Here is an 11,964-nt window from a genome sequence, read left to right as displayed (position 1 = left end):
GGTCGGGGAAGCCGGTGCGGTAGGCGAAGCCACTCATGCCTTCGACGATGGTGCCGAAGCCGGGGAACTGGGCGTAGGGGCCGGTCTGGCCGAAGCCGGAGATGCGCACGATGATGAGGTTGGGGTTGCGCTCCATCAGCTTTTCGGGGGCGAGGCCCATCTGCTCGAGCGTGCCCGGGCGGAAGTTCTCGATGAAGACGTCGGCGGTGCGGAGGAGGGTTTCGAGCGCCGCCATGTCCGGGGCGTCGCGGAGGTTGAGGACGACCGAGCGTTTGTTGCGGCCGTAGGTCTTCCAGTAGAGCGAATGGCCGTCATCGCACCACTCGCGCAGGGGATCGCCTTGTGGCGGCTCGATTTTTATGACGTCGGCGCCGAAATCGGCGAGCTGCAGGGAGAGCATGTTGCCGGCGACGAGGCGGGAGAGATCGATGACGCGGATGCCGCTGAGGGGGCCGGTGGCCTGCTGGTTGAATTTGATGGTCATGGGTGCGTCTCGCGAGCCCGGCTCGGGCTGACCCCCACCCCTGTCCCCTCCCCCTCAGAAGGGGGAGGGAGACCCTCACACGGGCGCCGCAGCATGCGTATCCCTCCCCCTGTTGAGGGGGAGGGGACAGGGGTGGGGGTCCACGCGCTCTGATGCATCAGTGCTCAACCACTTCCAGCCGTGACACGGTCATCCTCCCGGCGGAGGACATGCGGAGGCCGGTTTGGCCGTAGCGGAAGGTGGGGTCGGTGGTGGCGAGGACGGGCTGGCCGTTGATAGTGAGCGAGAGGGTTTCGCCCTTGGCGGCCAGCGCAAGCTTGTGGGATTCGCCGGGTTTTGCGCTGAATGGGGCCCTGGCGAGGACGGTGGTGCCGTGGTCCTGCTTGAGGATCACAGCTTCGCCGTTCTCAAGCCCGGCGGCGTAGAAGCGGCTGGTGCCCTGCACTCTTGCGGAGACGAGGTGGGATTTGCCGGAGAGCGGGGTGAGGTCGGCGGTGACGGTGACGTCGCGGAGGTAGGCGTTGCCGGTCCAGGCGTCGGCGTCCTCGGCGGTGTGGGCGTGGATGGCGCCATCCTGCAGGGACCAGTGGCCGCGGTTCCAGGTGAAGCGGGTGATGCCGCCCCATTCCTGCTTCTCGGTCTTCGGGTCGATGGCGAGGCGCCCTGCCCCGGAGATCGAGAAATCGGAGAGGAACAGGCGGCCGAGGAATTTGAGTCGGCCGAAATATTCGACGAGGACGCCGATTTCGTCGATGGCTTCATCGCCCTCGGGGATCACGAACTCGTAGTCCTGCCAGCCTTCGGAGCTGGGGACGTGCCAGGCACCGGTTTCGACGATTTCGCCAGAGATGGCGCGGCGGACATAGGGGGCGACGCGGAGGTTGCCGTCGCCGTTCCAGGGGTCGAGCTGGAGCTTGAATTTCACGGTCTGGCCGGCGTCGGCGAGCGGGGTGAACATCGGACGATAGCGCTCGTCGTCGAAATCGGCGCGGCGGTAGAAGGGCTTCCAGAAGACGCGGCCGCCCTGCCCGCGCTCGAGGCGGTCGAGGAGGACTTCGAGGCTGCCGCGGGAGTTGGGGCCGGCTTTGGTGGTCGAGGCTTTGACCTCGATCTGGTTGAACGGCTCGGTGCGGAAGGCGTGGGTGGCGCCGGGAGCGTCGAAATCGAAGCGGACGCCGCGGCGCTCGAAATCCTCGGCCCAGAGGGCCGGCGGCTCCTGGCCATCGAGGCGCAGGGCCAAAGTTGTGAGCTCACGGGCGAAGCTCGGGATATCGACGACGTTGAGGGTGCCGATGACGCCCGAGGCGATGACGAAGTCGTTGATGGGCTTGCGATATTTGTCCCAGCTCGGCTGCACGCCCTCAAAGGTGCCGACGATGGCGCAGGCATTGCCGGCGTTACAATCGGTGTCCCAGCCGGCCATGGTGGCGATTTCGGCGGTGCGGGTCAGCTCGCCCTCGCCGTAGAGGATGGCCATGATGGTGACCCCGGCATTGGGGATGATGTGGCAGACGCCGGGGTAGCGGTCGTAGCCCCACTCGGCGCCGAGCATGTCGCGGCAGGCGCGCCAATCGGTTGGATTGGCCTTGTGGAACGCGATCACGGCGCGGGCGACGCGGGCGTAGGTTGAGTTGTCGCTGATCTGGGCGAGAGCTGTTTCAACGATCTCGTCGATGGATTTCGCGACGAAGGCCTGGGCGATGGCGGCGGCGCAGAAGCGGGCGCCGTTGAGGCCGTCGCCGTCATGGGCGACGCTGGCGGCCATGGCCGACATTTCGGCGGCGCGCTGGGGGTTGCCGGGGTTCACCCAGCCCCAGCTGTCGATGAAGATCTGGCCGCCGATCTGCTCGGCGACGGTGGTGCCGTTGGTGGCTATGGAGCCGGATTGCGGGGCTTCCATGCCGGACTTCAGGTTCTTGTAGGCGGTGTGCTCGGTGGAATTGCCGAAGCCGCCCCACCAGTACATGCCGTGCTCCTCGGCGGCGTAGTTGAGCCAGGTGCGGCCGACATCGGCGGCGGTAGCCTTGAGGCCGTAATCGCGCAGGGCGCGGATGAAATAGACCGGGCCGTTGGTGTCGTCGTCGGCGGCGAAGTTCTTGAACTCGCGCAGGTATTGCGTGACTTCGCCGTAGGTGTCGCGGATGCGCTCATAGCTCCAGATGGTCGGCTCGACCGGGGCGCCGAGGCGCACGCCGATGGCCTTGCCGATGAAGCCGGCATAGATGCGGTCGAAGATTTCGGTGGTCAGCATGGGGATTCCGGTGGTCAGAGATTGACGACGCTGGCGGTCGGGGAGGTCGCGAAGAGGCTGTCGCGGTTGCGCTCTGCAGCGTCGTGCGCCTGCCGGTCGGCGAGGAGGATGTCCGTCACCGTGGCAGTGAACTTGTCGGCAGCGGCGGTCAGATCGAAGCGGTTGGCGCTGTCGAGGGTGGCGCGATCGGCCGGGTCGATGACGGTTTCGCCGTGCATGGCGCCCAGGATGGCGCCGGCCATGACGCCGATGGAATCGGTGTCGCGGCCCGAGTTGATGCCGTCCTCGATCGACTTGCGGAAGGCCCCATCGTTGACGAGGGCGAAGCCGAGTGCGAGTGGCAGCTCTTCGATGGAGCCGAGGCGGGAGGGCTGGTAGGCGTTGGAGAGACGGCCGACTTTGGCAACGGAATGGTTGACATCGTCACCCATCGGCGAGAACGGCGCGATGGTGGCGTGGAAGGCGGCGACGACTTCGGCGTGATCGGCGCCGCGGAGCCTTGAGGCGACGTCGGCGATGGCGCGGATGGCGTCGCGGGTGCCGTCCTTGCTGAGGGCGAGGACGATATCGACGATCTGGGTGACCGTGGTGCCCGGCACGAAGGCGGCAGCGACGGCGGCGGCGAAGGCGCCGGCGGCCTCGAGGCCGAAGCTTTCCTGGTGGCCCTGGGCGAAGGCGATCGCCTCGTTGTAGGCGGCGCGGGGGTCGCAGGCGTTCACGACGCCTACGGGTGCGATGTACATGGCGGCGCCGCAGTTGACCATGTTGCCGATGCCGCCCTGGCGGGGGTCGCAATTGGCCAGCTGGTGGCGCTGGAAGATCCACTTTTCGGGGTAGAACAGGCGATCGAGCAGCATCGCCTCGCGCTGCATCTCGGGGATCCAGCGCGGCGTCCAGGCGATCTGGCGGACCATGCCGCCGGCCATGTCCCAGGCGTCGAGATGGCGCTTTTCCTCGGCATAGACGTCCATCAGGGCGAGGGTCATCAGCGTGTCGTCGGTGACGATGCCGTTGCCGCGGATGCGATGGTTCCGCTCAGCGGGGGGCAGGTCCATCTTGTGCCAGCGGGCCTCAAGCGAGGTGACGCGGCCGTAGCGGGTGCGGATGTCAGCGGCCGAGAGCTTTTCGACCGGGGCGCCGAGGGCGTCGCCCAGGGCGATGCCGTGGAGCATGGCGCGGACGCGGCCGCGGAGATTGGTGCTGGAATCGTTCACTCAATACGTCCTGTACGTGGTGTGACCCCTCATCCGCCCTGTCGGGCACCTTCTCCCACAAGGGGAGAAGGCGATGGAGCCGAGACTTCTCAGTGGGCCTTCTCCCCTTGTGGGAGAAGGTGGCCGAAGGCCGGATGAGGGGTTCTCTCCCACTCGCCCGGCCTTCGTGGCTCGAAGTCAGCCGTTCAGCTTGGTGCGGGCGTATTCGTTCAGGCGGTCGCCGCCGGCGGCTTTCCACTCGGCGACGAAGGCGTCCCACTGGTCCATCGAGGCTTCGCCCGAGATGAACTTGTAGACCCAGGCGCGATAAACGTTCTCGGTCGCGTCGAGGTCGGCGGCGTAGTCGGCGGGCCACACGAAGGCGTTGTCGGGCTTGAACCAGGTAGTGATGTTCTTCAGCGATTCCTGCGCGGCGGCGGACTTCCATTCCACCGGCGGCACGAAGTTGGCGGCGGCGAAGAAGCGGGCGTACCAAGTGCTCATCTTGTCGGTGACGGTGTAGGTGTCGCCGGACTTGGTGTATTCCTCGCCCTCAAAGCCCATGCGGTCGAGCATCTGGCCTTCGGGGGAGGCCATGAAGTCGAGGAGCTTGGCCACCTCTTCCTTGTGCTGGGACGTGGTGGCGATGGCGAAGCCGCGGGATTCCTTCGACACATCAGTCGCCGCGAGGCCCTGGCCGCCGGGGCCCTTGGGGATCGGCAGGAGGGCGAGTTCGATGGGGGTTTCGGGATGCGCCTGGCGCATCTTGCCGCCATAGATGTCGATGACTTCGGCCGAGGAGCCGAAGATCACGCCAGCCTTGCCGGTGTAGAACTTGTCTTCCTTCACGTCGAATTTCGAGGTGACGTATTCCTTGTCGTAGAGGCCTTCGGCGGCGAGCTTGGCGTACCAGGTGATCTTGGCCTTCTCCTGGTCGGTGATGCGGGAGCTGACCCACTCGCCGCCCGCGTCCTTCATCCAGGTGCCGGTGATGCCGAAGGCCTGGTTGAAGATCGAGTCGAGCTCGTTGGTGTTGTCGGCGGTGGTGACGCCGAAGGTGTTGCCGGGGGTGCCGTCGCCGTCGAGATCGGCGTCGTGGATGGCCTTGAAGAAGGCCTCGTACTCATCGACGGTCTGCGGCGGCGCGATGCCGAGCTTGTCGAGCCAGTCCTTGCGGATCACCGGCTGCGGGGCGCGGGGCGGGTAGACATAGAGCAGGTAGGGGTAGTTCTTGAGGCGCTCGGTGTTGTGCGGCCACAGCGCGGCCTTGAGGTTGGGGGATTTTTCGATCCAGGGGTTGAGGTCCTCGAGGATGCCCTGGTCGGCCATCTTGGTGTCGCCGCCCTGGAAGTAGATGAGGTCGGGAATATCGCCCGAGAGCAGCATGACGCCGAGCGCATCGGCGTAGCCGGAGGACGGCAAATCGACGATCTGGATGTCGAGATCGGTGCCCTGGGCCTTCAGCGCCGCCTCGATGCGCTCGATATGGGCGACGTCGGGTGGGTTGGTCGAGAGCAGGTCCTTGCTGACGAGGCGGATCACTGTGGGGTCGGCGAATGCCGGCACCGCAAGCGACAGGCTCAGCGCCAGCGCGGTGGTGGTCAGAAGCAGGGACTTAAGCATGGATACTCCTCCGTTATGCTTGTTGTTTCAGATGGTTGATGGTCGAAAGGCTGGTGGCTGCGGACCCCCACCCCTGTCCCCTCCCCCTAAGAATGGGGAGGGAGACCGAGGCTGCGAGACCGGCGTGTGAACAGTCCTCATCCCTTCAGGGCTCCGCTCATGGTGCCCTTGGTGAAGAACTTGAGGATTAGGGGGTAGATCGCGAGGATGGGGAGGATGGTGATGATGATCATCCCGGCCTTCAGCGATTTCAGGTTGATCTGGGCGACGCCGATATTGTTGGCGGCGTTGTCGGCGCCGACGATGGCGAGCTTGTCGCCTTCGACGACGAACTGGCGGAGCACCACCTGCAAAGGCCACTTGCCCTGGTCATTGAGGTAGATCATCGCCCGGAAGAACTCGTTCCAGTGAAAGACGAGGTAGAACAAGGCGATGGTGGCGAGCGCGGGCTTCGCCAGCGGGAGCACGATCTGGAAGAACACCTGGAAGGGGTTGGCGCCGTCGAGTTCGGCGGCTTCGAGCACTTCCTCCGGGATCTCCTCGAAGAAGCGGACGAGGATGATGAGGTACCAGGCGTTGATGGCCTTGTAGAGGATCACCGACCAGTACGTGTCGAGCAGGCCCATCTGCTTCATCAGGAAATAGTCCGGGATGATACCGGGCTCGAAGACGATGGTGACGAGGACGAGGATGAAGATGGCGCGGCGGCCGGGGAGATTGGGGCGGCTGAGACCCCAGGCCATCAGCGCGGTGCCGACGACGCCGATGGCGGTAGCGCTGGCGGTGATGAAGATGGAATTGAGGATGCCGCGCTGTACGTTGGGGTGCTGGAGCAGCAGCAGCCAGACGTCGATGGAAAAGCCCGAGGGCCAGATGTCGAGGCCGCTCTTGCCTGCAACACGGCTCGGATCGGAGAAGGAAACGGCGATCAGGTTGAGGATCGGCTGCACGGTGACGACGACGAGGAGCAGCAGCGTCGTGACGATGATGGCGTATTCGGTGCGCTCGAGGGGGGAGCGGCGGATGGGGGTGCCGGCGGGATCGGCCATCACCAGACTCCCTTGCCGGTCAGGCGCTTGGAGACAAAGTGCGCGGCGAGAATCATGACCATGCCGATCACTGCCTTGAACAGACCGGCGGCGGTGGCGAGCGAGTATTCGCCGGTTCGGAGGCCGATCCGATAGACGTAGGTGTCGAGGATATCGATCTGGCCGCGGTTCACGTCGTTGATGAAGTTGATGACCTGGTTGAGGTCGGCCGACAGGAACATCCCCATGTTGAGGATGAAGAGCGTGGCGATGGTGGGGACCATGCCGGGGATGGTGACGTGCAGCACCTTCTGCCAGCGGTTGGCGCCGTCGATTTCGGCGGCATCGTAGAGCTGCTGGTCGATGCCGATGATGGCGGCGAGGTAGAGCAGGCTGTCCCAGCCGGCGGAACGCCAGATCTCGGAGAACACCAGCACCCAGCGGCTGGCGTTGCCGTCGGTCATGTAACCGATTGGTTTTGCACCGAAAAATCCGGTGATCTGGTTCACCGCGCCATCGGAGGGGGAAAGGATGGAGATGAAGATGCCGGCGATCACCACCCAGCTGAGGAAGTGCGGCAGGTAGATGGCGGACTGCACGAACTTGCGGAAGCGGCCGCCGCGGATCTCGTTGAGCAGCAGGGCGACGAGGATGGGGACCGGGAAGACGAACAGGATCTTGAGGGTGGAGATGATCAGCGTGTTGGCCAGCACCTGATAAAACACCGGCGAGGTAAACAACGTCTGGAAATGTTTCAGGCCAACCCAAATATTGGGAGGTATTATCCGCACCTGCTCGAAGGCCATCTTCGCCTGCCAGATGGGGAAATAGTGCCAGACGACGAAGAAGATCAGGCCGGGGGCGAGCATGACGTAGTAGGGCCACCAGCGGCGGAAGCCGAGCACTATGCGGCGGGGCATGGGAACGTTCCCGGATACGGACGGGATTGCCGTGGCGCTTTCATCTACGCTGGACATGCTAGTCAGCTCCTCCCCACCCCGGCAACGCGCAGGGGCGTTTGTGCACCCAGGTCGGCGAGTGAACCCCGCTCTACGAGGCGGCACGGCAGATAGATCCGGCCATCCTGCGGACGGCCGGCGATTTCGTCGAACAGCGCCATGGCGGCGCGGCGGCCCATCTCGCGGGCCGGCTTTTCGATAGTGGTCAAACCGGGCCATGAAAAGGCGCCGGCCGGTACGCCGTCGAAGCCGAGGATCGAGACGTCGCGCGGGCACTCGCGGCCGGCCTCGCGTGCGGCCAGCATGGCGCCGAGCGCGATCAGGTCGTTGGCGCAGAACACAGCGATATGGCCGATCGGACGGCGCGCCAGCAGCCGCTGCATGGCGGCATAGCCGCCCTCGAACGTGTAGTCGCTGTCCTCGACGAGGAGCGCGCCGGGATCGACGTCGCGCTCGAGGCAATGCTCGTGCACGGTGCGCAGGAACCGGGCGCGGGCGAGGCGGGATTTCGGGCCGAGGATCAGCGCGGGGGTCGGATGGCCCAGCAAAACCAGGTGATCCAGCCCCAGCCGCACGGCCTGCGCGATGTCCGAACCGATGCTCGGAGTATCGGGGAAACGCTCGGCGCTCGAGCCGATGAGGACGAAGGGCACGCCGAAGCGGCCGAAATCATCGACGTTGTCGGAGACCGGATTGATGATGGCGCCCTCGACCCGGGCCTGGCGCAGGGCGCGCAGGTGCGCCGCCTCGCGATCGTGGTCCCAATCGGAGGAGAAGACGAGGAGCGAGGCGCCGTTCTCGCCGACGATATCCTGGGCGCCGCGCGCCACCTCGGCCCAGAACGGGTTGGTGATATCGGGGATGACGAGGCCGAAGAGGCCCGAGCGGCCTGAGCGCATGCCGACGGCGAGGTGGTTGCGCTCGTAGCCGGCAGTGTGGGCGGCCTTGCGGACTTTTTCGCGGGTGGCTTCGTTGACGTCGGGAGAATCGGTGAGGGCGCGCGCGGCGGTGCTTTTCGACACCCCGGCGAGCCTCGCGACATCAATGATGGTCGGGCGCCTGCCCATGCAACCTCCCATGCCGTTCCCGGCATCTACTGGGAACGTTACCGGAAGTTTTGGCGAGAGTCTACGACAGCAGGGCTGCCATGAGTTCGCCGCTGGTTTGTCGCAGCGATGAACGCTGGATGAATGAGAAATGCGTGGCTTTGGGTGGGCGGAGTCCGGCAAAAGTCGGGCGTCGGGTTGTGAACTTCTGCAAGTGGTTGGGATGCAGCGACGAAAGCGCCCCTTCCACCGGCTTCGCCGGTCCCTCCCCCGCCACGCGGGGGAGGATCACCGAAGCAGCGAGGCTGGGACCACCCCCACCCTCGGTCCCTCCCCACAAGGGGGAGGGAGGCGCGGGAGCCGAGGCAGAGGGCCCCCCCCATCCTCCCCCATGAAGGGGGAGGTGTTGCATCGAGGCTGGGGTTGGATTGTGCCTGCCACCGGGTGGGACGCGTGCGGTTAGTCGATGACGGTGAAGCCAAGCCCGAGCTTTTCGCTCATCTCTAGGGTGATGGGGGCGGCGCCTTCGGTCGGCGTGGTGACCCACAGGCGGGCCAGCGGCAGCGGATAGCCCATGTGCCCCAGGAACCACGCGACGGTGCCGTTCGTGCGGTGGTCGACGGCCACCCAGTCGCCGATCTGCTTGTAGGCGCTATGGACGGTGATGGCTGCATCGACAGTGACGAACCGTCGGTTGCCGGCAAGAAACATGATCGCGCAGATCGAATGGCAGGTTGCGGTGACCATGGTGTCGAGCTTGCGCTCGAAGATGTACTTGGCGATTGCCAATCCGTCATCGGCGGATCCGCCCATGGAGCTCAACATGACGCCGGTGACGTGCGGCGTCCGCCGAACCAGCCTGAAGAACCTGTTCGAATCCCCGACCTCGATGTCGTTCTCGAGCAGCACGTAGGTGGCTGAACCGGTTGGGGTGTCGACATCGATGAGTAACGGCTGACCCGCGAGGGCCGCCTGTGCCTCAAACTGCAGGACCAACACTGCCGTGACCAGGCGAGCGAGCAACATTTCAGCACCCGAATTGAAGCCGGTTGTAGGGGGAGGTTGTCGCGGGCCTGCAACGAAGCCATCCCCCATTCGGGGGATGCGGAGAGCGGCAGGCCCGGTCGAGGCGCTTTCCCTCCCGGGGGCCCCGCTGTAGGCTTGCGGCGAGGACGAGCGCTCGTAGCGTGGGGGAACGGGGTTTGGACCACGAGACCACGACCAGGGTTCTGGACAGGCTTTTCGATGCCGCGCTGGTTCCCGGCCTATGGCCGGATGCACTCGATCAATTGGCCGGGTCGCTCGGTGCGGTCGGCGCTGCCGTGGTTCCAAAGAGCGCGGAAAAGCAGGTCAAGGGGTTCCCGACAAGCCAATCGGTTGCGCATGTGATGGACGCCTATGTCCGCGAGGGCTGGTACCTCCACGACCTGCGCGGGGACCGGGCGTGGCCCCGGTTCGCCCGGGGCGCCGGCGTGGTTCTCGAGCATGACCTCTCCTCCGAAGAGGAGCGCAACCGGCTTCCCTACTATCAGGAGTTGTTCAGCGCGTATGGCCTGCCGTGGTGGGCGGCGATAGGATTCAAGGCCGAGGGCAGCCAGTGGGGCCTGCCGCTTTTCAGGGATGCGCGGCGGGGACCGTACGAACCGCGGGACTTCGCGGCGTTCGCCGACATGGGCCGGCACCTGGGGCGCATCGTGACGCTCGCATCGAGGTTCCGCCAGGCGCTCGATGCGCGCACCCTCGAATTTGGCTCGTCAGCACGTGTCAACATGATCACCCTCGACCAGAACGGCCTGGCGCTGGACATCAGCCCGGGTGCGGCCGCGCTGGTGGGGACGGATTTGTGCATCACGCACCGGCGCCTGAGGGCCAGGGGGCAACGGCAGGACCGTGCCCTGCAGCTTGCCATTGCAGCTGCAGTGCAGGCCCGGACCGCGGCATCGCAGGCAAATCAGCGAACTGTCGTGATACTTCGCAGCGAACTGCCGCCGTTGCTGCTCGAGGTGATCACGCTTCCCGGGGTCGCAAGGGACGTCTTCACGCGGGCTGTCGCGGTGGTGATCCTGCGCGCCGCCGATGCGCCGCCCGCCGTTTCCGGGCAGGCGCTCGGTCAGGCCTTCGGCCTTACGCCCGCCGAATGCCGATTGGCGCTGCTGGTTGGGGCGGGTCGGTCGCTGCAGCAGGCGAGCGTCGAGCTGCAAATCACCCTCGAGACCGCCCGAACTGTCCTCAAGCGCATATTCATGAAGGTCGGCGTTTCGCGCCAGGCGGAACTGGCAGCACTGCTCTCCGGAATGGCATCGCGATAAGTTGGGAGGCCGGGACTGGTTGGGGCCGGGCTTTGGTGCATCGCCCTGGTCCTTCGCCTGGGGAGGGAGACGCAAGAGCCGAGGCGGAGGGCCCCCTCCCATCCTCCGCCATGAAGGGGGAGGTGCTGCATCGGGGCTGGGGTTGGGTTGTGCATGCCACCGGATCAAGAGTCGGACTCGGCGGGCGGCGAGGCTGGGGCCACCCCCACCCAGCTGCGCAACGGTCTTGGGCGCGCCCAAGACCTGCTTCGCTACCCTCCCCACAAGGGGGAGGGAGAGAGGCGAGAGCCTCGGCAGACCGTCCATCCCCACAAGGGAGGGAGACGGGTGTGGGGTTGGGTCAGGCGGTTGTCGCGTGGGGCTGCTCGAGCGGGAGGGGGGCCGGGCTCGCCTGGGATTCGAGGTCTTGCAGCTGGGCGATCACCTCGGCGATGCGGGCGCGCCATTCGAGGTGACGCCGGATGGTTTCGGCGACTTCGGGGCGGCGGGCGTCGAGGGAGCGGAAGGTCAACAGCTCGTTGTCGATGAGATCGATCGAGCACTCGGCCTCGGCCAGGGTCCAGGGGTCCGGCATGCCGTCGGCCCTGGCGGCGGCGAGGTGGCGCTCGAGGCGCTGGACGTCGGACTTCCAGTCGAACAATACGGTCATGTCGGCGCTGGCCCGGGCGTTACTGGACTGATGGTGCATGGGTCATCTCCTCGTTGTGAATCGGCACATCGATCGGACAGGAGTTGATTTAGGCGGACACACGCCCAGTTCAAGGGCTGCAAGGCGGGCCGGGTCGCAGCGGGTGCGACAAACGAGCCACCGTCCGCGACCCGCTGCTCCCTCCCGAAAGGAGGCAACCTAGCGGGGGATGCGCGGGGGCGCATTTCACTTTGACAAGTGGGGGCTTTGGTGGAGAGGCCGGGGCGGGGGGACCCCCACCGCTGTCCCCTCCACCTCGAGGGGGAGGGAGACGCTCACGGAGGCGTGGTGCTTTTTGTCGGGGAGGCATTGGGAGAGGCCGGGGCGGGGGACCCCACCCCTGTCCCCTCCCCCTCGAGGGGGAGGGAGACGCTCGCACGGGC

Annotated in this window: 10 protein-coding genes; 1 reads left to right on the top strand and 9 read right to left on the bottom strand. The window is 65.9% G+C overall.

The genetic code is table 11. The features are described from left to right. The 8 genes from JWQ89_RS19065 to JWQ89_RS19030 form a co-directional block, all read right to left on the bottom strand. Positions 1-484 (bottom strand): CoA transferase (locus JWQ89_RS19065; RefSeq protein ID WP_299643609.1); only part of this gene is annotated, 484 nt, incomplete at its 3' end. A gap of 157 nt (positions 485-641) precedes the next feature. Further along, complete coding sequence (locus JWQ89_RS19060; RefSeq protein WP_299643606.1) at positions 642-2,735, bottom strand: ADP-ribosylglycohydrolase family protein; 2,094 nt, start codon at positions 2,733-2,735, stop codon at positions 642-644. A 14-nt stretch (positions 2,736-2,749) separates the two neighbouring features. After that, a complete protein-coding gene (locus tag JWQ89_RS19055) occupies positions 2,750-3,949 on the bottom strand; it encodes an ADP-ribosylglycohydrolase family protein (protein ID WP_299643604.1) in 1,200 nt (399 codons plus the stop codon). Between the two features lie 177 nt (positions 3,950-4,126). Next, positions 4,127-5,551, bottom strand: coding sequence for an extracellular solute-binding protein (locus JWQ89_RS19050; protein WP_299643602.1), 1,425 nt, complete (start codon positions 5,549-5,551; stop codon positions 4,127-4,129). 137 nt (positions 5,552-5,688) lie between these two features. Continuing rightward, the gene (locus JWQ89_RS19045; RefSeq protein ID WP_299643599.1) at positions 5,689-6,600 is read right to left on the bottom strand and encodes a carbohydrate ABC transporter permease; all 912 of its coding nucleotides are present in this window, start codon (positions 6,598-6,600) and stop codon (positions 5,689-5,691) included. Continuing rightward, positions 6,600-7,499: an ABC transporter permease subunit gene (locus JWQ89_RS19040; protein ID WP_299643597.1), complete on the bottom strand. Its 900-nt coding sequence runs from the start codon at positions 7,497-7,499 to the stop codon at positions 6,600-6,602. The genes JWQ89_RS19045 and JWQ89_RS19040 overlap by 1 nt, the downstream gene beginning before the upstream one ends. A 62-nt stretch (positions 7,500-7,561) precedes the next feature. Next, complete coding sequence (locus tag JWQ89_RS19035; RefSeq protein WP_299643596.1) at positions 7,562-8,605, bottom strand: LacI family DNA-binding transcriptional regulator; 1,044 nt, start codon at positions 8,603-8,605, stop codon at positions 7,562-7,564. Between the two features lie 438 nt (positions 8,606-9,043). Then, a complete protein-coding gene (locus JWQ89_RS19030; protein WP_299643594.1) occupies positions 9,044-9,610 on the bottom strand; it encodes a hypothetical protein in 567 nt (188 codons plus the stop codon). 176 nt (positions 9,611-9,786) lie between these two features. On the opposite strand from JWQ89_RS19030, the gene JWQ89_RS19025 reads away from it, so the two are divergent. After that, positions 9,787-10,893 (top strand): helix-turn-helix transcriptional regulator, encoded by a 1,107-nt coding sequence (locus JWQ89_RS19025; protein WP_299643592.1) that lies wholly within the window; start codon positions 9,787-9,789, stop codon positions 10,891-10,893. Positions 10,894-11,233: 340 nt separating this feature from the next. Here JWQ89_RS19025 and JWQ89_RS19020 read toward each other — a convergent pair whose 3' ends face one another. Then, entirely contained in the window at positions 11,234-11,581 is a 348-nt protein-coding gene (locus tag JWQ89_RS19020) for a hypothetical protein (RefSeq protein ID WP_299643590.1), read from the bottom strand. Positions 11,582-11,964 lie beyond the last annotated feature (383 nt).

Origin of the sequence: Devosia sp. (assembly GCF_028290645.1) — a bacterium.
In the GTDB taxonomy this organism is placed as follows: Bacteria; Pseudomonadota; Alphaproteobacteria; order Rhizobiales; family Devosiaceae; genus Devosia_A.
The sequence above is the reverse complement of the archived record's forward strand: the minus strand, read 5'-3'. Positions and strand labels throughout refer to the sequence as shown.

Coding starts and splice junctions, on each gene's coding strand:
- JWQ89_RS19035 (WP_299643596.1), bottom strand. CDS start 8,605: ATGGGCAGGCGCCCGACCATCATTGATGTCGCGAGGCTCGCCGGGGTG.
- JWQ89_RS19050 (WP_299643602.1), bottom strand. CDS start 5,551: ATGCTTAAGTCCCTGCTTCTGACCACCACCGCGCTGGCGCTGAGCCTG.
- JWQ89_RS19040 (WP_299643597.1), bottom strand. CDS start 7,499: ATGCCCCGCCGCATAGTGCTCGGCTTCCGCCGCTGGTGGCCCTACTAC.
- JWQ89_RS19020 (WP_299643590.1), bottom strand. CDS start 11,581: ATGCACCATCAGTCCAGTAACGCCCGGGCCAGCGCCGACATGACCGTA.
- JWQ89_RS19045 (WP_299643599.1), bottom strand. CDS start 6,600: ATGGCCGATCCCGCCGGCACCCCCATCCGCCGCTCCCCCCTCGAGCGC.
- JWQ89_RS19030 (WP_299643594.1), bottom strand. CDS start 9,610: ATGTTGCTCGCTCGCCTGGTCACGGCAGTGTTGGTCCTGCAGTTTGAG.
- JWQ89_RS19060 (WP_299643606.1), bottom strand. CDS start 2,735: ATGCTGACCACCGAAATCTTCGACCGCATCTATGCCGGCTTCATCGGC.